Below are 19,210 nucleotides of genomic sequence, written 5' to 3'. Positions count from 1 at the left end.
AGCAAACACGCTTTAATGATTTATTAAGGATTAACGGCCTTTAGCGAAAATTGTAGCTATTGTGCGCAGTGATTAATGAATTCTTAATTTCCTCAACATATCATCAAAAAATAGCCAAAAAACTACAGGGGTCGGTATGGGTGAAGCTGAAGATAGACAAAGAGCAGCAAACGAAGAGGCCTTGCGGGCATTAGGCATAGACACCGAAAGCTTGACACCAGAGGCTTCTCGTGCGCGGCTTAATGCAGAAAATGAAGTACAGGTAGCACGAGAAAGCCGCATGTACGAAGCATGGCGAGATGCGCCTTCGGTAACAGCGCCCTATCCTCAAAATGAAGTAGAATTGAATATTATGCCACCAGGTCGTTTGCCTGGTGGGTTTCAAGTGAGTGCAACCAATACAGTACGATTTGGAAACATTGACGGCACAATAACTGGTGGGCTAGCGAGTATTACTGTAGTTAATGGTGATACGGGCGTACCGACATCAAGCAATCTTGGGGTTGGTTTTAGACTTACAGCACGCATAAGAGTTCCTGGAGAATAATTAGACGCTAACGTTTCACGCGCTCCGTTAACTTCAGCACACTTTATTAACCATCGCCTATGTCAGGCGGCCTTTAGCGAAAATTGTAGCTATTGTGCGGGTGCGCAATCTTTTTTAGAACTCGGCCATAATCAATATTCTGTTCTTAATAATATATTAAGGACTGCTATAGTAATGTGTCGTTATGACAGGCACAACTACAGACACAGTTAAAGCCAACGACGATACTTCGTATGCGGACATCTTATCCAACGATAGTGGCGTCGCTACGATTGTTCCAAATCTGTTAGCACCAATAGGCCCAGCCACTCAAGACCGCGGTGATGTCGTTGTCGTGAGAGCGCCTAAATCACTAGGATCAACGTCATATGTACCAGATTACCGTTCTCCTGCCTTGGGCGGTATATTTGCTGCGATCGATAAAGATAATGCGACATACGACCGCCAACAAGCCCAACTTGCCTCATGGCGTGATGGCAATGACGACCCTTCCAATGGCCTGCCAAGTTACGGCGCCACAGCAAGCGTGACGCATGATTTGATACCCGATTCCGTGAAAGCAGCTTTGGCCGTAAGCGGCGTAACACTCTCGGCTGGCCTAGGAAATATCGACCAGTTCTCGTTAGATGGTCAGGGCAATAAAATTCAGAACGAGACCGACCGCGCCGCTGTTATCACGGGCGGCGTTACCTTCTAAAGCGTTGCCTTTATTACCATCAACACCTCATCGAACATTGCCTGCGTTAAGCGGCCTGTTGAAATATTGTAACGCGACGTATGGTAACTATCGGCAAGGATAATGCCGTTGGGCAAGCGGTGAACTGCTCCATGCGCAAATTTATAATCCACTTGTCTGCCACCCAAATTCTTCACTACGCTTTGGTGCGAAGTGAGCCCTAAACTCAGAATCACTTTTAAATTCGGCATCGCCGCCAATTCTTGTTTCAAAAAATTCCCACACATTTTCACTTCTGCGGGCGTTGGTTTATTTTCAGGCGGTACACAGCGCGCCGAATTGGTGATGCGCACACCCTTCAACGTCAATCCATCGTCTGGTCGCTCTTCATACGCGCCTTCGGCCAGCCCAACATTCAAAAGCCCACGATATAATATGAGCCCCGCATAATCCCCTGTGAATGGCCTGCCCGTTCGGTTCGCCCCTTTAAGCCCAGGCGCCAAACCCACCACTAAAAGTGAAGCCGAAAGCTCACCAAACGAGGGCACAGCCCCATTATAAAAAGAAGGGTAAGCGGCTTGATTTGCCTCACGAAAAGCAACAAGCCGTGGGCATAAGTTGCACGTGGGAGGCGGTGGAGTAAAAGCAGATGTCGTCATGGATTGGAACGTAGCGGCGCGGCTATCCATAGGCAAGTTGCATTCCTTCGCACAGGCTCGGGATGTTAAAATTTACCAACCACCCCTTGACGCGGGAACATAACCCCCCTATATCCCACCAGCAATCACGGTGAACCCCGCAGAATCACTGGGGTTTTCTGAAATGATTAGAAAAATTCTAAGGAGAGCATTATGACCAATATTCGTCCCCTACATGATCGCGTCATTGTACGTCGTATCGAACAAGAAGAAAAAACCGCAGGTGGAATCATCATTCCTGATACCGCGAAAGAAAAACCTATCCAAGGCGAAGTCATTGCAGTTGGCCCAGGCGTTCGCGATGAGAACGGCAAACAACACGCGCTCGACGTGAAAGTGGGTGATGTAGTGTTGTTCGGCAAATGGGGTGGCACGGAAGTGAAGCTCGATGGCGAGGACTTCCTCGTGCTGAAAGAAACCGACATCATCGGTGTCGTTGAAGGTAAATCGGCGAAGAAAAAAGCCGCATAACTGAAATCTAATTGAAGGAGATTACTATGGGTAAAATGATTAGCTTCAGCAGCAATGCTCGCGAAGAAATCCTCAAAGGCGCAGATATCCTCGCCAATGCGGTAAAAGTAACCTTGGGCCCTAAAGGCCGCAACGTGGTGATTGAAAAATCCTACGGCGCTCCACGCATCACCAAAGACGGTGTGTCAGTTGCAAAAGAAATTAACCTCAGCAACAAGTTCCAGAACATGGGCGCACAGATGCTTCGTGAAGTAGCATCACGCACCAATGACATGGCTGGTGACGGCACGACAACGGCAACTGTTCTCGCACAAGCAATCGTGCGTGAAGGTAGCAAAGCGGTTGCTGCTGGCCTCAACCCAATGGACCTCAAGCGCGGCATCGACAAAGCAGTGGATGCAGTGGTTGAAGCTGTAAAAGCAAAATCGAAGACTATCAAAAGCCAAGCTGAGATTGCTCAAGTTGGTACCATTTCAGCAAACGGTGACAAAGAAATCGGCACCAAAATCGCTGAAGCAATGGAGAAAGTTGGTAAAGAAGGCGTTATCACCGTTGAAGAAGCAAAAGGCTTCGACTTCGAACTCGACGTGGTAGAAGGTATGAACTTCGACCGTGGTTACCTCTCACCTTATTTCGTAACCAACGCTGAGAAAATGTCAGTTGAGCTTGATAACCCACTCATCCTGATTTTTGAAAAGAAACTCTCAAGCCTTCAGCCTCTGCTGCCAGTGCTTGAAGCAGTAGTTCAGTCACAACGCCCACTCCTCATCATCGCAGAAGATGTTGAAGGTGAAGCACTCGCAACCCTCGTGGTGAACAAACTGCGTGGTGGCTTGAAAGTGGCTGCTGTTAAGGCTCCTGGCTTCGGTGACCGCCGCAAGTCGATGCTCGAAGATATCGCTATCCTCACCAAAGGTGAAGTCATCAGCGAAGATCTCGGCATTAAACTTGAGACCGTGAACCTTGAAATGCTGGGTCGTGCGAAGAAAGTGACCATCACCAAAGACGATACGACCATCGTTGACGGTGCAGGTGACAAGAAAGCAATCGAAGCACGTTGCGCTCAGATTAAAGCACAAGTCGAAGAAACCACCTCGGACTACGATAAAGAGAAACTGCAGGAGCGCCTCGCGAAATTGAGCGGCGGCGTTGCTGTTCTCAAAGTAGGCGGTGCTTCGGAAGTAGAAGTAAAAGAGCGCAAAGACCGCGTTGATGATGCGTTGCATGCAACCCGTGCAGCCGTTGAAGAAGGTATCGTACCAGGCGGTGGCGTAACCTTGCTCTACGCTTCACGCGCACTCGATAAAGTGAAATCAGTGAACGACGATGAGCGTGCGGGTATCAACATCATCCGCCGTGCATTGCAGGCTCCAATTCGCCAAATCGTTGAGAACTCAGGTCTCGACGGTGCAGTAGTTGCGGGCAAACTGCTTGAGTCTGACGACACTAACCATGGCTTCGATGCTCAGAACCTCGAGTACACCGACATGATTAAAGCGGGTATCATCGACCCAACGAAAGTGGTTCGTACTGCATTGCAGGACGCAGCATCGGTCGCTGGCCTGATGATCACCACCGAAGCCCTCATTGCTGACGAACCAGAAGACGCAAAACCTGCGGCTGCTGGTGGCGGCATGGGTGGTATGGGCGGCATGGGCGACATGGGCTTCTAAGCCACTGTTACTTAAGCTTAAACAACCAAGGGCGCTGAGCAATCAGCGCCCTTTTTTGCACCCGCGAAAGGAATGGGAAAAAACCGTTCAATAACAGGCATATCTTCATAAAACCGTCACATTAGTCATAGGCAGTCTGTGGTATTCTCTCAAGTGGAGGATACCGTCTCTTGAACGTCGAAGAAGAACAGAAAACGAATAAAAATGGTTTAGCCCCCGCGGATTTCAAAACCCACGGCGAGAAGACGCATCACGCGATTTTCAATTCTGCGCTTAATTTCTGGCTCAATCTTACTGCATCGGCTGCCTTCTCTTATTGGGCGGCACATTCGCACAACAAGATCAAATTGAATATCGGCCCAATCAAGCCCATCAATTTTAAGGGCCTGAATGTTAACCACAGCCCATCTGAAATTCAGACAAATCTGGGTAACTGGCTACTGACGAAGACACCTTTATTCAAAGGGCTCTCCAATAAAAATTATGAGGAAGCCCGCAAGCGCTCACACGCGGTTGCGGAAGTTGTAACACTTCTGATGCCTGGATTTGCCATCATGGTTCCCTCGGTGTGGTTGGGCGAAAAATACAAATCATCGATCGTGCGCTACTTCGATAAACAGAAATACGGCGAACATCCCGAAGATAATCCCGTTATCGCCGAACGCTATGCAATCCTAGACGCTCAAAAAAGACCAACGCTTTTAGGTGCTGTGACTGCACGCTTTGGTACAATGGCACTGACTATGGGCACAAGCCGACTCATCGGCAGTGAAGGCAATTTTATTCATGGCTTTGGTAAAGCGATTAAGGCTGGCGATATAAAGCCTTTAGCGGGCAGCAAAGCAGCAAATTATGTGGGTAACGCATTAGAACAGTTCCCCGGCGTTAATCCGATTGCAGGCAACATCGGTACAGAAATAGGCACTGTCATCAATAGAATGCTTCCGCAATCTTGGAGCAAAGGCATTGTCAAATTCTTCTCGAAGCATGATTACAGTTGGTCAAATGACCAAATGAAACGCGCTGCGCACGATCTCGCAGATACTAACCTAGTCGCCAAAGCTCAAGCTGGGAGTGAGTCAGCTAAAGCAACGCTAGTGGAAGCGGAAAAGACCTTAATTGGCAAACCATTCCTCGAGGCAGCGAAACACGGAAAACCTAGCAAGGACGTTATCAACAATTACGATCAACCCCTGCAGAACTTTTCAAAATACATCTCGATGGATGTACTTTACACCCTCATCACGGCAACCGCCGTTCACCCCGTGCTAAACTTATTAGGCTTCATTCCAGGGATGAAATACACCCCCAAAAATGCTGAGCCACACCCAGAAATCGAGAAAAAGCGCATTCCGCGCGTCAATTATGGCTATGACAAGGCCGAGATGCCTGCTGAACGCCAGAATGAGCCAAGCACACGCATTGAACAAGCTTCGTATCACGACCGCGTTGCCGCCCATGAATTACGGGCAGCGCGCTCTAACTAGTGGCTTAAATCTCCGTTCATAAAACGGGGCTAAACCACTCAAAACCTTCACACAACCTTCACATTCGCACTTGCAAAAACATGGTAAATTCAAGGCTGGAGACGTGCGTGTTGCGCGTGGCCGAAAGTAATGGACTGAATGAAAGAAGTAGAAAAAACAACGCAAGATAAGCAGACAGACGCTGACGCGCACGAGAGCGCGCGCACGTCGAATGAAAAGCTTGTCGTGCCATCTACTCGCAACGAATATAATTTCGTTGCGCGCGGCCCCATCACGCATGATGCAGACGGTAAACGCCGCAAAACCAAAGGTGAGAAAACATTCGATTGGTTGACCTATGGCGGCTTTGGTTGGATCGCGAATGAATTTGTTTCTGGTGAAATCGCTGATCAGATGCTTGAGAAAGGCGGAAAACTAAACCGCTTATACGAACCTACTGTCAGAAAGCTGCACGAAACATTCAACGTTGCGCAGAAAAATATCAAAGGTAAATCATCGTGGATTACAACCGCAGCCACAATGTTCGTGATGACGTTGGGCGGACACACGATGGTCGGCCCTATTCGCTATCTCGAAGACCGTAAAGCTAAAGTCGTGCGTGGGCTAGACGTCATGATTGATGGTAGCCAAGCACTCGATAACCCAGAGACATCCGCCAAGCACGCTGCGATGGATAAAGAGCCACAACAATCATGGGGCTCACTGTGGCAAGGCCGCCTGGTAACTGTGATATCCGCCATCGCTATGCATTTTGCGATTGGTGAAAAAGACGCGTGGAGCACCAAGCTATTCTCCAAAGGCAACCCACTCAATAATTGGTCAAGCCTTGAGCGCATCAACACCAGCGTCTTCAGGAAGCTTGCTGTCTTCTCCGAAAATGTTTTGAAATATGATGTTGGCGCAGGGGAACGCATTGCTGCCGCAAAAGCATTCGAGACAGTGGATGATGTCGGTAACACCTACAAGCCATATGAATTCGATGTACTGAGCTCGAATGCTGTAAAACGAGGCCATGGCTACGGATTACAGCATGAAGGAAAAATCGCCAGCTTTGGTAAGAAATACGGCCTGATCTTCATGGTAAGCGGCGTGCTGGCAGGACTATTCTACGTAACATCCAAAGTATTTGCGAGCGACCGTGATAAGCAAAATCCCGATGCCCCTCGCCCATCGCACCATCCCGCTAATCCTGTATTGCCAGAGCGCTACAATGACCAACTGGATGCAGCACCTGAAGCAGAAACAGAAAAACCAAAGAACCGCGTTGAAAATGTTCAACCATATGCACGCTTAGAACAACAGCAGTCGGAGGTCGCACACGTCTAATGGCTGAGAACGCAACAGTGAAAAGCCGCATTGAATCAGAAGCCGAGAAAGAGGTTTCCAAGGCTCGTGAACGCGCGCTCAAAAAGGCGAAAGAGCGTAACGCTGTAAGCGAAGGCTTCAAAACCCACACTAAAGGCGAAAAACTATTCAATGACCTGACCTACACAGGCTTGGGCTACTTCGGCGTCACGGGCCTTAGCGTCTTCATGACATGGCTCATCCGCGACACTAAGCCGCTCAGCAACTACTTTGATAAAGCCGTCGAAGCCGTCTCAAAACTACCATACATGAAGAATGGTGCTCGCTCGATATTGAATATCGGCACGCTATTCCTTGGTGGATCGTTGATGACGGTGACGGGTGTCAAGATACTTGAGGATAATAAAGCACCCATCGTAAAATACTTGGATGCCAACATCTATTATGGGAAAGATGCGGTTGAGCATGATCCCGAAATAGTCGAAGCGCATAAAATTATCGACTCACAACCTAAGCAGACATGGGCTTCCGTGGGCTATAGCCGAGTGGTTGCGTTTGTTGCCACGATTTCGTCGTGGTTGCTGATTGGGCAAAACAAGGGATGGATATCCCAAAAGCTGAATACTTCAATTGATACCATGGGCACTATGTTTGGCCGTTGGAGTAGCCGCACACTCAAGCCAAGCCTAACCGAAAGCGTTGATAACGCAGTTGCATTAGACAAACAAATTGCCAAGGAAAAAGGCCTCGGCAATAACATGCGCGACCTCAATACCGAGGATAAACACTGGTCAACACGTGTGCTATCTTACCTCGGAACAGACGCTATCTACACCGTCATCACTTCGGTAGGCCTCTTTATTTCGACGCGTGTTTTAGCGCCTATATTTGATAAGCAAGGCACTGAGAAACTCACGGCAGCAGCCTATGAGAAAGAAGCACCTAAAGCCCTAGCACAGCAAACCGCTACACTTACCAGCGATGTACAGCGCGAGGACGAGCCCAAACTTCCGCGCGTCAAGGTCGAGAGCGTCTCAAGCGTTGAGCGTTTAAGCACACAGGCCGCAGAACAAACCGTATTACGCCCAGCCAATTAACGTCGGGCTTGGCATAACCACCTAAAAAACCTATAGATAGCTCATGCTAGGCATTCGTACACAACCTTCGCTACATCGCGACTTTACGCTGCTATCGCTATTCATTGTCTTTATTTTTATTCTAGTTTCGGCGTGGGTAGCCTACGAGACCTTCGAAGAACATGTCGAAAAAACAGCGCAGGAGCTGGAAAGCGAAGCACTCCGCATTGATCGCGCCTTGATTGTAGAAATCGAGAATGGCTCCTACATTCTTGAATCCATGGCACGGCAGATTTTAGCAAATGACGCAGAAAGCCTTGAAGCCATCAACCAGCTATTTAGCTCATTTGGTAAGCGCGGCTACACACGCAACAACGTCTTCAGTTGGGCGGATGATACGCAGGGCATGCGCGTCTCCAGCAATTTGGGCATACTCAAAAAAGCAATCGACGTCTCCGACCGCGATTACATTAAAAAAGCGATTTCGGAACCTTGGAAAGTCCATGTCGGAAGGCCTGTTGAAGGGCGCGTCTCACAAAAATGGGTGCTGCCATTAAGTATCGGCATTACCAATCAGACTGGCGAATTCATGGGCACAGTCACCCTCGCGCTGGACGTAAAACAACTTACCCACTCCGTTAGCAGTGCCGTACGCGTTGCCAGCATTGAATACGCGATTACCAATCTCACGCTATCCCTCATTACCCAAGTATCAGACGACGAGGCATTCTTCAGCAAGCGCTTCGATCTGGAAAAACTCACGCACATTGACTTCAAGAATGAAAAAAGTGGGCTGCTTTCGCGCCCAACCCTCATGGATTCAGGCACGCCATTTCGTTATTTCGAGGTTTCCAGCCAATTCCCGTTCATTATTTTTCTATCACAGAATCCTGAGGCAAAAGGCGGCATTTGGGGCGTAGTGCTACCCCGTTTGACGCAGTTGCTGGTCATCGCATTATTCTTACTATTCGTTCTCTACACTGTGCGTAAACGCGTTATTCAGCCCGTCATTCAATTAACTGAAGATACAGCAAGCATCGTTCGTGGTGAGGCTTTCAGCGCAGAATTACAATCTGGGCCTCTGGAGATTTACCAACTCGCCCTCGAGATCAAGCGTATGCACGACTACATCGAAGAACGTAAGCGCATCGAAAGCGAGCTGCGCCTTAAGAATCTTGAGCTCATCAAAATCAAGGAATCAGCGACACTAACCAATCAAGTGAAAGCCGACTTCTTCTCGCATGTTGGCCAAGAATTGAGCGAACCAGTGCAACTGATTCTGGAAGAAATCGAAACCATCAAAGACCAGCATTTTGGCCCTATCAACAACCCTCGCTACCAGCAGCACGCCGCCGATATTTACGAGCAAGCCCAGCAGTTATTGGCCATGTTGCAGGATATTAAAGCCATCTCCGAAGCAGAGACAGGGCTTATCGCGCTTAACGAAGCAGAGATTGATATCCAATTTGCCCTTCAAAAATGCGTGCGTATCTTCAAAGAGCGCAGCACCTACGGTATCGACGCAACGATCGATATCAACAATGTGCTCCCCAAAATCCGCGCCGATGAATTGCGCATCAAGCAGCTTATCTTAAACATTCTGAATTTCGCAGCACCACAACTAAGCTCAGGCGATGTGATTCGCATCAGCACCACCATGAAGGGTGGCGATATGCTGGTCGTACTTGCGTATTCCTCAAATGCCCGTGAGCGCCGCAAGAACCGCGCGGCCAGCAGCTTCATCCCAATTGATGCAACACCTCAGAACACACAATTAGGCCTTGGCATGGCCTTGGCGCGACTTTTGATTGCACTTCACCAAGGAACGATGGAAATTAAGACATTGCCTGACCAGACCACCACTATCACTGTGCGTTTCCCTGGTTCGCGCATAGCCTAATAGGAGATGTTATGCCACTTACCCTTCCCGTTCGCGTTGTATCACCGCAAGGTACTGCCGAAAAAGGCACCATCATCATCGACCCGCGCATTTTAAGCGCGATTGAGTCTGTTCAAGATAAGTTTCGCGCTAATGGTTTGGAAGAAGTGGTCATCAGCAACGATAATGTATTGCCCTATACCGACGCCTACACCTTCGACGCGATTGAGATTCATCTAAACCCGTCTGACCCACGCGCAGGCGCGCTACGCATGGCGATTTACGAATTGGCCGAAACGGTATCAGGATTTGATGGCGCAGCTAATTTGGTAACGTCAGGCAATCACTATTCGATTCGCATGTCGAAAGACGCCGTCACCGTTCAAGCAGCTTAACCAAAAACCGACGCATCGAAGCCCGTTGAGGGCGTAAGCCTCAGCGGCGCTTGAGCGAACTCAATTATTCTCCGAAGGAGTTACTACGCGGAAACCCCGTTGGCGGAATTTTGCCTTGGCCTGCGCGTTGTGCCAACCATGGCTTCATGTTTGATTCTGAATATTCACGCTTACCAGATTGCCAGCTTAGGCCTTCCTTCATGGTGAATACTTTCGCGTCACTCAGCTTCGAGCCTTTATATTTCTGAAGTGCCACACCCTGCCCGCGCTTCATCACTGGCACTTGATCAAGCGGGAATACCAGCATTTTGCGGTTCGTGCCGATAACAGCAACATGGTCGCCTTTGGCTTCGGCACATACAATCGCCTTCGAACCATCCGGTAACTGCATGACGGACTTACCACCGCGCGTTTGTGCTAGCATGTCTTTTTCTTCGACCAAGAAGCCCTTACCAATATCCGAAGCCAGCAACAGCTTACGCTCTGGCTCATGCACCATCATGGTGACGATATCTTGATTTGCTTCCAAATCCACCATCAGGCGCACAGGCTCGCCATGGCCTTTGCCACCTGGCAGATTGTTGCAGCCGAGCGTGTAGAACTTACCATCGGTTGCGAAGATGAGCAGCTTGTCGGTGGTTTTAGCCTTCAGCTCAAAACGTGCCTCATCGCCCTCTTTGAATTTCACTTCGCCCAGATCATCGTGGCCTTTGAATGCGCGGATCCAGCCCAGCTTCGAGCACACGATCGTGATTGGCTCTTTTTCGATGAATGCTTCGACCGAAATCACGGCAGCCGAAGGTGGCGCGGTGAATTCCGAACGGCGACCAGCGAGCTTTTTGTCCGAAGCAAAACGCTTCTTAAGCGCTTTCACTTCGTCGCCAATGGTCTGCCAGCGCAAATCTTCGTCTTTCAAGAGCGCTTTTAAGCTGCGCTGTTCTTCCTTCAGCGCTTTGTGCTCTTTCTTGATTTCGATTTCTTCAAGCTTACGCAGTTGGCGCAGACGCATGTTCAGAATCGATTCAGCCTGTAACTCCGTAAGGTCGAATTTCTTCATCAGCACAGGCTTAGGTTCGTCTTCCTCGCGGATAATTTTGATAACCTTGTCGAGGTTCAGGTAACAAATCAGCAAGCCTTCGAGAATCTCAAGACGGCGCGAAATCTGGTCGAGGCGGAACTCGCTCTTGCGCACCAATACTTCATGGCGATGGTCAAGATAGGCCTGCAACAGCTCGCGCAGGTTCATCACCTTCGGCACACCGTCTTTGGTAATGACGTTCAGGTTCAGACCATAACGAATCTCTAAATCGGTCACACGATAAAGCGACTCCATGAGCAATGCTGGGTCGATGTTTTTTGATTTCGGCTCCAATACAATGCGCACCGTATCGGTCGATTCATCTTGGATATTACCAAGCAGAGGCAGCTTCTTCTCGCGGAACAAATCAGCGATTTTCTCTATGAGCTTCGATTTCTGAACCTGATACGGAATCTCGGTAATCACGACCTGCCATAACCCATGGCTCAGCACTTCCTTGTTCCACTTCGCCCTTACGCGCAGCGAACCACGACCTGTGTTATAGGCATTGGCAATGGTTTCTGTCGCTTCAGCAATCCAACCGCCTGTTGGGAAATCAGGGCCTTGAATATGCTTGAGCAGCGTTTCAATCCGCGCTTCAGGGCTTTTGATAAGGTGCGAGAGCGCGTCACAAATTTCCAAGATATTATGTGGCGGAATGGATGTCGCCATACCCACGGCAATACCCTCAGCACCGTTGGCAAGCAGGTTAGGGAAGCCCGCAGGCATCACGATGGGTTCTTTATCCTCACCATCATAAGTCGGGCGGAAATCAACGGTGTCCGAATCCAGATCTTCCATCAGCGCGATGGCAACATCGGTCATGCGCGCTTCGGTATAACGCATTGCGGCCGCATTATCGCCGTCGATCGAACCAAAGTTCCCCTGACCATCGACGAGCGGATAGCGCACGCTGAATGTCTGCGCCAAGCGCACCATGGTGTCATAGACAGCCGTGTCACCATGCGGGTGGTATTTACCAATCACATCACCCACCACACGGGCGCATTTTTTATAGCCTTGCGAAGGGTCGAGGCGTAGCTGCATCATCGCGTAAAGCAGGCGGCGGTGAACAGGCTTCAGGCCGTCACGCACATCCGGCAGCGAACGTGCCGTAATCGTCGAAAGCGCATAGGCAAGGTAACGCTCGCCAAGCGCGTCTTTGAATTCGACATTCTCGATATGTTCAGGTGTTTGCGGTTTCGCCATAGGGGCGGGAAACTAGCGGAAATCCTAGTGAATGCAAGAAAAACTATCGTTAAGTTTGTACAACTGTATTGCCAATTTCGGTCACAGAACGCACTAAAGCTAACCGAGTTGGGCCTTCAGGCAGAGGGGCCTCTAGGCCCTCCGTGACAGGGGTATCTGGCCGTGCGTCACGTGCACGTTCCAATGCTTCAATGCTTGGTGCAGCTAGGGCTGCCGCAATTTGGGCATTATCTACGCGTGGGGGCACACCACCTGATGACGCAGAAACACTAGGGGAACCGCTATCACCGTCCCTACCCCAATCTCTGCCCATGTTAGCGCCCATGAAAAAGCCCAAAATTGCCAGTGGCCACTGGGCAAACTGCCCCATAGGACCGAACGCACCCGCGACAAAAAACAGTAACGCACCAATAACGCCACCACCCGCGATCGAGCCCATGTTCAGCCCTTCGCCGTCTTCACCACTGAACATGCCAGTGATGCTTTCCCATATACCACCAAAGAACTCAGAAATGCCCTGCAAGATGTCGTTGTTTTGCGATGGGGTATTAGCTGGCGGATTAGGTGGCGAACCACCAGTAAGACCCGCAATCGCGCTGCCAGCACTATCAATGAGGCCACGGCTAGTGGGGCCAAAACCTTGGATACCTGCAAGCAAATTATTCGTAAATTGGTTAGCCGCAACTTCTGAATTCGTGCGCTCGGCGCGCAGTCTGAGTACAGTCTCATTGTTACGTGTGCCGTCTGTTACTGTGAGGCTATTGACGGTTTGGAACAGCTTAATCGCATCCGTGAGATTCGCGCTCGTAACCGTAAATGCATCCAATGAACCAAGATTAAGACGCGCAAGTACTTCAGTAATTTGGCCACTTAATACGCTATTCGCAGGTAATTTTGCTCTAGTGATCCAGCCATTCAAAATGGCAATTGCGTCGGCATCTGGTATCGTCTCCGATGACAATTCGTGCAAACGCTCTGCCGCGAGAACCATATGGTTACGCTCAACGTTGGCCGAGTCATAGGTACCAATGCGATCACCAGGGGTAACAATTGCACCCTCAAGATTCAGAATTCGCTCACGTGCGTTGGCGCTCAATACTGAAATAATCGTTTCAGCCGAATCAGGATTCGCCGTTTCAAGCGCTGCTTCTGCAGCAACCAAATCGCGGCGCGCTCTAATCACATTATTCAACGCTTGAAGCTCTGTCATCGGTGGATTTACAAGTAGTTTGCCAGCAAATTCTGGCGGAACTTCTGTTAAATCAGCCGAACCAGCAGGCAACGTATAATTGTCTAAGACACCATCTAGGGCATCAAACATCTGACGGTTAGCAACGTCTCTAGCTGGATTATCAGCAGTATTCGTAATGGTAGCTGCCACCTCAGGAGAATTGACATAAACAGCACGGTTATATGCCATTAAGGCATCTACATAAGCCTCAATAGCGCTTGGCGCTGCTGACTCTGTAGTTGTTGGTGCTGGTTCAGTCATAAAACGTAATTTTCCCTACCCTCATCATAGCAAAAACTACGCTTAGGAATGTGACAGTCTTATGAAGATTATGCCTCAGTAAGGCGCGCCACCTGCTGCCCCAGACGGGCGCGGACAGGGGATAAGGGCTTATCCACCGCACTCAGCAGCCAGTGCTCAATAAAATGGCCGCTCAGCCGCAATCCGTCAGCCACTTCTGCCCAGCTAGACCCCGTCATTTCGTCCTTCAGGAACTCGGGCAAGGGCAATAATTTATCTACATAAGGGGCGGCAGCAGTGGCACTTACTGCCCTGCCCGATTTGGGCGATACATGGGTCAAATCCTCGCGCACCCCCGTTGCCGCACATTCGGATAAGTCGAGGCCAAACCCCAACTCCTCCAACAAGCGCACTTCCAACGCTATATAATGCGAAAGCCATTCAAACGGCTCAGCAGCTTCGGCCATGTGATTTAAGAATCCCTCGACCGCATCATAGAGTTGCGGGTGCGGGTCATGTTCAGGCAGCGTCGATTTCAATAACGAGCAAAGCGCACCAAGCGTAGTGAGTTTGAGCCTATCGGCCATCACCCGCGCCACAATCGCTGTTTCGATGTGTAGCTGCAACTTGCCCAGATGCTCCTGCAAACGCGCATTCCAATGCACCTCGGCGATATTCCCGCACTCCATATCCGCACGGTTACGCTTACTGAGCGCACCTTTGCAGATACCTTTATAAATACCATGTGTGCGCGAGAGCACCGTTACAATCGCGTCGTTATCAGCGAATTTCACTGCCTCTAATACAATTGCTCTGTCACGCCATTCAACCATGACTCAGGCCTAATAATCGGTAGGTTTCAGGATTGTCTTTCCAGTCCTCGCGCACCTTCACAAACAGGAAGAGATGCACCTTCTGCTCCAATGCTCTGCTGATTTGCTGACGCGCTGCCGCGCCGATTTCTTTTATCTGCGCACCACCTTTGCCCAACACAATCATCTTTTGCCGTTCATTCTGCACCACGATGATCTGGCGAATCTCCACCGAACCATCGGCACGCTCTTTATATTCCTCTGTATCCACAAACAACGTATAGGGCAGCTCTTCACGCAGACGCAGGAAGCACTGCTCACGCGTAAATTCCGCCGCCATGAAGCGCACGGGAATATCGGTCAACTCGTCCTCAGGGAACAGCCACGGGCCAACGGGCACCTCGCGCGCCATGACCTCTAGCACATCAATAATGCCGTCTTTTTTCAGCGCCGATATCATAAAAATATCTTTGAACGGCGCGCGCGCATTAAACCACGTGCCAAGTTCCAAAAGCTTCGCCTTATCTTCCAGAATATCGACCTTATTCAGCACCAGATAAAGCGGCTTGCCAGAGTTTTTCACCTGCTCCAACATTTGCTCGGTCTCATCATCGGGCGGGCGCTTCACGTCATGCATGAACAGGACAATGTCCGACTCCCCTGCGCTGCCCCATGCGCGCTCTACCATCGCTTTTTCAAGCTTCTGCTTGGCGCGGAACACTCCCGGAACATCGACGAGAATTAATTGCGCGTTGTTATGAATGCACACACCCGTGATGCGCGAACGCGTCGTCTGCGCCTTGGGCGTGACGATAGAGATTTTCGCACCAACAAGCGTGTTGAGCAGTGTTGATTTACCGGCATTTGGCGCGCCAATCAGCGCCACAAATCCGCATCGTGTTTCTGGTTTCATACGCCAACTATAAGGGAATTGCCCACATCGGCAACGTAAATGCTTGTAATTGAGGCTCATACACCTATGTTTGATGCGCAACTGATGTAATCTTCACAGGAGGTAGGCCATCGTAACGAAGCCATGGGAGCATATGTGGGACGTCGTCTCCCCACTCATGCAGAAATTCTCAACCAAGACAGACGAGATCAGTTTCATCAGTAACGGCATACTGACCTTGGGAGTCGAAATAGAACTCCAACTGATTGACCCAACCACGCATAATCTCTCTTCCCGTGCCGAGGAATTACTGACCGCTACGGCGGCAATCAAGAAGGTGAAGCCTGAATTTTATCTTAGCACGATTGAGATAAACACCGACAAGTGCAACGACGTTCATGAAGCTGAAGAAGATTTACGCGATACGCTGCGACAGCTCGTACCGATTGCAGAAAGCATGGGCATCCATCTTTCAAGCACTGGCTCGCACCCTTTTGCGAAATATTCCGATTGTATCATTGCGGCTGGGGAGCGCTATCAAAGCCTGATTGACCGCAACCAATGGCTTACCCGCCGTATGACGGTCTACGGCCTGCACGTGCATATTGGCATGGAATCAGGGGATGATTGTATCCGCTACAATAATTTCTTCATGAATTTCCTACCGCACTTATTGGCGCTTTCTGCCAGTTCTCCCTTCTGGCAAGGCACCGATACGGGCTTGGCAAGCTGCCGCCCCACGACCTACGAAGCATTGCCGACGGCTGGCCAACCCTATCACGTACGCAATTGGCGCGAATTCGAACATCTCTATCATACACTCAAGGCGTGCGGCTCCATCGAATCGATGAAGGATTTGTGGTGGGACATGCGCCCTAGCCCGAATTTTGGAACACTCGAGATTCGCGTATGCGACGGCCCCGCCACCTTGCGTGAAGCCCTAGCGATTGTAGCGTTCATCCATAGCCTTTCTCACTGGTTTAAAGATAACGGCAGCTGGCTGGAGTCGGTGAATTACCCGCCGCGCTGGCTAAGCCGTGAAAATAAATGGCGCGTCATGCGCCACGGGCTCGAGGCACAGCTTGTAATGAATAGCGAAGGTAAATTGAAACACGTGCGCGAAGACATCGCTGAGTGGGTCGAGCGCGTAAAACCCTACGCTGAAAAGCTCGGCTATGAGGAGTATCTGAAAGACGTTCTGGCCATCAGCCAGCACGGCAACAGTTCTTCGCGTCAGCGTAAGAAATTCCAAGAGACCCAATTGCTTGAAGAAGTGGTCAAGCTCACGGTAGATGAATTTATGAACCGCCAACCCCCATGGACAGACACATGATTACTCGTTTTGCACCCAACGTTTTACGCGAATTCCTGAAACTCGAATCCGCAGGTGGCATCATCATGCTCGCCGCGACCGCACTGGCACTGTTCTCGGCCAATAGCTTCCTCGCCGAGGGCTACCAAGGCCTCATCCATTACCACATCAACATCGGGTATGACTGGCCGCTCAGCCATTGGGTCAGCGAAGTGTTGATGGTGATATTCTTCCTCGTTGTCGGGTTGGAACTGAAACGCGAAATGGCCGAGGGGTTTTTGAGCAAACGCGAGCAAATCGCCCTGCCCCTGCTCGCTGCATTGGGCGGCATGGCAATCCCCGCCCTGATTTTCGTTGGCATCAATGCGGGCACCCCCGAAAATCTACATGGCTGGGCAATCCCCGCCGCCACCGATATTGCCTTCGCCATCTGCGTACTCACGCTCGTGGGGCGCGGCGTGCCGCCTTCGGTCAAAATCTTCCTGCTCGCCATTGCGATATTTGACGATCTGGGCGCGATTCTGATTATCGCCTTTTTCTATAGCGGCATTAAAAGTGTGGTGGCGCTCGGCCTCGTCGCGCTTGGTATTGCTATTCTCGCGCTACTCAACCGCGCCAAGGTCAACGCCATTGCGCCCTATATCCTCACCTGCGTTTATCTCTGGTTCTGTTTGCATGAAGCAGGGGTGCACACCACCATCGCAGGCGTGCTGACGGGTCTATTCATGCCCACCAAGGGGGCGGAGGGGAAATCCGCAGTCGATACGTTGCTCCACACGCTCCACCCCTATGTCGCCTTTGGCATCATGCCGCTTTTCGCATTCGTCAGTGCGGGTGTTGCGCTGCAAGGCCTGTCGCTGCAAGACGCACTCTCGCCCTTACCGCTTGGCATTGCGGCGGGGTTATTCTTCGGCAAACAGATTGGTATTTTCGGCGTCACATGGCTGGTGATTAAAAGCGGCCTAGCATCCATGCCAGAAGGCGCTACGTGGAAACATATTTACGGCGTGTCGATATTAGCGGGCATTGGTTTCACCATGAGCCTGTTCATCGGCCTGCTCGCCTTCACCGACCCCACGCTGCAAGACGAAGTGAAAATCGGTGTTCTCACCGGCTCGCTGCTTTCAACCATTTGGGGTGCTGTGGTGCTCAAATGGGCGCGGGGATAGTTGGGGGTTGTTATAGTTTCTTTCGCCGACTTACGGGCGACCGAGGAAGCCTCTTAGGTTTGCCCCTCTTACTTTTCTTCTTTGCTAAATTAGGAAAGAAACTTTCTGCGATTTGTTTGTATTCATCAAAATCTATAATAAAACATTCTTTAAAATCTCTATGATGATAAGACCTTTTCAGAAAATCGTCCCAAGTTACATTATTAGTCTTATTGAATTCTTCTTTAGTGAGACCAGCGTTAAGAAGACCTCCCCACCCCAAGCTTTGAAAAACATAATTTCTAGTTATAACCTTAATGGCCGCAGCACCAGAAACACCATTAGCATTACTCACCAGCAACCTTAAAATATGCCGTAATAATCTTTGATTTTCGTCAGTCCTGTCTTCTACTTCGCTCAAAGTTCTAAATGTTATATCATTATCGTAATTTGGAGTTGGTTGACTCTCAACGGTGCTTTGTACATCAAGAAGACTGGCAATGATTTCCTCGGTTGCTGTGGTTTGTTCATCAATAATTGCATGAGCAGTGTTTAAAATTTCCTGATTTAATGCTACAACTTGCTCTGACAGAGATTGCGTTGCTGCCTGAAAGTTAGAGAGAAATTTTGATTGCTCCTGCGCAAGAAAAATTAATAGCAATTCAGAAGGATCTAGACCTCTTGTAATAATGCCATCTCTAACCACGTACTCACCGCTTGGAGCGCTGTGAGGTCTTTTTGAACTTGGTGGAATGGTTATTTTAATTACAGCCTCACCAGCAGTATTCTCAAAGCTAATATCCAAATCAATCGCAGGTTTTGCTTCTTTTGCTTTATTGCGCAATGATTCTTCTGGCTGATTCCCAAGATTACAACCAACAACTTTTCCTACTTTTAAGCCGTCTTTATCTACTTCATCTACTCCAACTAATATTGTACCGCCCGCGGGAGTGTTTGCTATGGCTGTTAGGGTTCTAACCTTTACTGCTTCTAAGTTACGCTTGAACTCAACAGTCTGTGATTCGCCCTCCGCAAGTAAGCGTTTTGTTTCTACTGTTAGGGTCTGACTTCGTTTTATCAT

Annotated in this window: 17 protein-coding genes; 11 read left to right on the top strand and 6 right to left on the bottom strand. The window is 49.8% G+C overall.

Annotated elements, in window-relative coordinates:
• Window positions 1-136 precede the first annotated feature (136 nt).
• Both J0M34_01725 and J0M34_01720 read left to right on the top strand, forming a co-directional pair.
• A complete protein-coding gene (locus J0M34_01725; GenBank protein ID MBN8542965.1) occupies window positions 137-547 on the top strand; it encodes a hypothetical protein in 411 nt (136 codons plus the stop codon).
• 184 nt (window positions 548-731) lie between these two features.
• Entirely contained in the window at window positions 732-1,244 is a 513-nt protein-coding gene (locus J0M34_01720) for a hypothetical protein (GenBank protein MBN8542964.1), read from the top strand.
• Here J0M34_01720 and J0M34_01715 read toward each other — a convergent pair.
• On the bottom strand, window positions 1,241-1,882 hold the full coding sequence (locus J0M34_01715) for a uracil-DNA glycosylase (protein MBN8542963.1): 642 nt from the start codon (window positions 1,880-1,882) through the stop codon (window positions 1,241-1,243). The two genes, J0M34_01720 and J0M34_01715, sit on opposite strands and share 4 nt — an antisense overlap.
• Before the next feature lie 192 nt (window positions 1,883-2,074).
• Between J0M34_01715 and groES the strand changes: the two genes are divergently transcribed.
• The 7 genes from groES to J0M34_01680 all read left to right on the top strand — a co-directional run bounded on the left by groES (window position 2,075) and on the right by J0M34_01680 (window position 10,207).
• A complete protein-coding gene (groES, locus tag J0M34_01710; GenBank protein MBN8542962.1) occupies window positions 2,075-2,392 on the top strand; it encodes a co-chaperone GroES in 318 nt (105 codons plus the stop codon).
• A 26-nt stretch (window positions 2,393-2,418) separates the two neighbouring features.
• Complete coding sequence (gene groL, locus J0M34_01705) at window positions 2,419-4,065, top strand: chaperonin GroEL (protein ID MBN8542961.1); 1,647 nt, start codon at window positions 2,419-2,421, stop codon at window positions 4,063-4,065.
• Between the two features lie 170 nt (window positions 4,066-4,235).
• Window positions 4,236-5,552, top strand: a complete 1,317-nt coding sequence (locus tag J0M34_01700; GenBank protein ID MBN8542960.1) for a hypothetical protein — start codon at window positions 4,236-4,238, stop codon at window positions 5,550-5,552.
• Window positions 5,553-5,690: 138 nt separating this feature from the next.
• The gene (locus J0M34_01695; protein MBN8542959.1) at window positions 5,691-6,878 is read left to right on the top strand and encodes a hypothetical protein; all 1,188 of its coding nucleotides are present in this window, start codon (window positions 5,691-5,693) and stop codon (window positions 6,876-6,878) included.
• Window positions 6,878-7,954: a hypothetical protein gene (locus J0M34_01690; protein ID MBN8542958.1), complete on the top strand. Its 1,077-nt coding sequence runs from the start codon at window positions 6,878-6,880 to the stop codon at window positions 7,952-7,954. Before J0M34_01695 ends, J0M34_01690 begins: the two co-directional genes overlap by 1 nt.
• 43 nt (window positions 7,955-7,997) lie before the next feature.
• Window positions 7,998-9,833: a hypothetical protein gene (locus tag J0M34_01685; GenBank protein MBN8542957.1), complete on the top strand. Its 1,836-nt coding sequence runs from the start codon at window positions 7,998-8,000 to the stop codon at window positions 9,831-9,833.
• Between the two features lie 11 nt (window positions 9,834-9,844).
• The gene (locus J0M34_01680; protein ID MBN8542956.1) at window positions 9,845-10,207 is read left to right on the top strand and encodes a hypothetical protein; all 363 of its coding nucleotides are present in this window, start codon (window positions 9,845-9,847) and stop codon (window positions 10,205-10,207) included.
• Window positions 10,208-10,271: 64 nt separating this feature from the next.
• On the opposite strand, the gene parC is transcribed toward J0M34_01680, so the two are convergent.
• The 4 genes from parC to era form a co-directional block, all read right to left on the bottom strand.
• Window positions 10,272-12,494, bottom strand: coding sequence for a DNA topoisomerase IV subunit A (parC, locus tag J0M34_01675; GenBank protein MBN8542955.1), 2,223 nt, complete (start codon window positions 12,492-12,494; stop codon window positions 10,272-10,274).
• Window positions 12,495-12,543: 49 nt separating this feature from the next.
• The gene (locus J0M34_01670) at window positions 12,544-13,986 is read right to left on the bottom strand and encodes a hypothetical protein (GenBank protein MBN8542954.1); all 1,443 of its coding nucleotides are present in this window, start codon (window positions 13,984-13,986) and stop codon (window positions 12,544-12,546) included.
• Between the two features lie 68 nt (window positions 13,987-14,054).
• Window positions 14,055-14,798: a DNA repair protein RecO gene (recO, locus tag J0M34_01665; GenBank protein ID MBN8542953.1), complete on the bottom strand. Its 744-nt coding sequence runs from the start codon at window positions 14,796-14,798 to the stop codon at window positions 14,055-14,057.
• Entirely contained in the window at window positions 14,791-15,690 is a 900-nt protein-coding gene (era, locus tag J0M34_01660) for a GTPase Era (protein MBN8542952.1), read from the bottom strand. The genes recO and era overlap by 8 nt, the downstream gene beginning before the upstream one ends.
• Before the next feature lie 133 nt (window positions 15,691-15,823).
• Between era and J0M34_01655 the strand changes: the two genes are divergently transcribed.
• Window positions 15,824-17,002, top strand: coding sequence for a YbdK family carboxylate-amine ligase (locus J0M34_01655; GenBank protein ID MBN8542951.1), 1,179 nt, complete (start codon window positions 15,824-15,826; stop codon window positions 17,000-17,002).
• Window positions 16,999-18,150, top strand: a complete 1,152-nt coding sequence (gene nhaA / locus J0M34_01650; GenBank protein MBN8542950.1) for a Na+/H+ antiporter NhaA — start codon at window positions 16,999-17,001, stop codon at window positions 18,148-18,150. Before J0M34_01655 ends, nhaA begins: the two co-directional genes overlap by 4 nt.
• A 10-nt stretch (window positions 18,151-18,160) precedes the next feature.
• Here the strand turns inward: nhaA and J0M34_01645 are convergent, their stop codons facing one another.
• Complete coding sequence (locus J0M34_01645) at window positions 18,161-19,210, bottom strand: ATP-binding protein (GenBank protein MBN8542949.1); 1,050 nt, start codon at window positions 19,208-19,210, stop codon at window positions 18,161-18,163.

The organism is Alphaproteobacteria bacterium, assembly GCA_017302575.1.
GTDB lineage: Bacteria > Pseudomonadota > Alphaproteobacteria > Rickettsiales > UBA3002 > JAFLDD01.
The sequence above is the reverse complement of the archived record's forward strand: the minus strand, read 5'-3'. Positions and strand labels throughout refer to the sequence as shown.

What these genes read in the sequence shown, in the direction of transcription:
- J0M34_01645 (MBN8542949.1), bottom strand. Translation starts at nt 19,210, where the DNA reads ATGATAAAACGAAGTCAGACCCTAACAGTAGAAACAAAACGCTTACTT.
- recO (MBN8542953.1), bottom strand. Translation starts at nt 14,798, where the DNA reads ATGGTTGAATGGCGTGACAGAGCAATTGTATTAGAGGCAGTGAAATTC.
- J0M34_01690 (MBN8542958.1), top strand. Translation starts at nt 6,878, where the DNA reads ATGGCTGAGAACGCAACAGTGAAAAGCCGCATTGAATCAGAAGCCGAG.
- groL (MBN8542961.1), top strand. Translation starts at nt 2,419, where the DNA reads ATGGGTAAAATGATTAGCTTCAGCAGCAATGCTCGCGAAGAAATCCTC.
- J0M34_01715 (MBN8542963.1), bottom strand. Translation starts at nt 1,882, where the DNA reads ATGACGACATCTGCTTTTACTCCACCGCCTCCCACGTGCAACTTATGC.
- J0M34_01670 (MBN8542954.1), bottom strand. Translation starts at nt 13,986, where the DNA reads ATGACTGAACCAGCACCAACAACTACAGAGTCAGCAGCGCCAAGCGCT.
- J0M34_01695 (MBN8542959.1), top strand. Translation starts at nt 5,691, where the DNA reads ATGAAAGAAGTAGAAAAAACAACGCAAGATAAGCAGACAGACGCTGAC.
- J0M34_01685 (MBN8542957.1), top strand. Translation starts at nt 7,998, where the DNA reads ATGCTAGGCATTCGTACACAACCTTCGCTACATCGCGACTTTACGCTG.
- groES (MBN8542962.1), top strand. Translation starts at nt 2,075, where the DNA reads ATGACCAATATTCGTCCCCTACATGATCGCGTCATTGTACGTCGTATC.
- J0M34_01725 (MBN8542965.1), top strand. Translation starts at nt 137, where the DNA reads ATGGGTGAAGCTGAAGATAGACAAAGAGCAGCAAACGAAGAGGCCTTG.
- nhaA (MBN8542950.1), top strand. Translation starts at nt 16,999, where the DNA reads ATGATTACTCGTTTTGCACCCAACGTTTTACGCGAATTCCTGAAACTC.
- era (MBN8542952.1), bottom strand. Translation starts at nt 15,690, where the DNA reads ATGAAACCAGAAACACGATGCGGATTTGTGGCGCTGATTGGCGCGCCA.
- parC (MBN8542955.1), bottom strand. Translation starts at nt 12,494, where the DNA reads ATGGCGAAACCGCAAACACCTGAACATATCGAGAATGTCGAATTCAAA.
- J0M34_01720 (MBN8542964.1), top strand. Translation starts at nt 732, where the DNA reads ATGACAGGCACAACTACAGACACAGTTAAAGCCAACGACGATACTTCG.
- J0M34_01655 (MBN8542951.1), top strand. Translation starts at nt 15,824, where the DNA reads ATGTGGGACGTCGTCTCCCCACTCATGCAGAAATTCTCAACCAAGACA.
- J0M34_01680 (MBN8542956.1), top strand. Translation starts at nt 9,845, where the DNA reads ATGCCACTTACCCTTCCCGTTCGCGTTGTATCACCGCAAGGTACTGCC.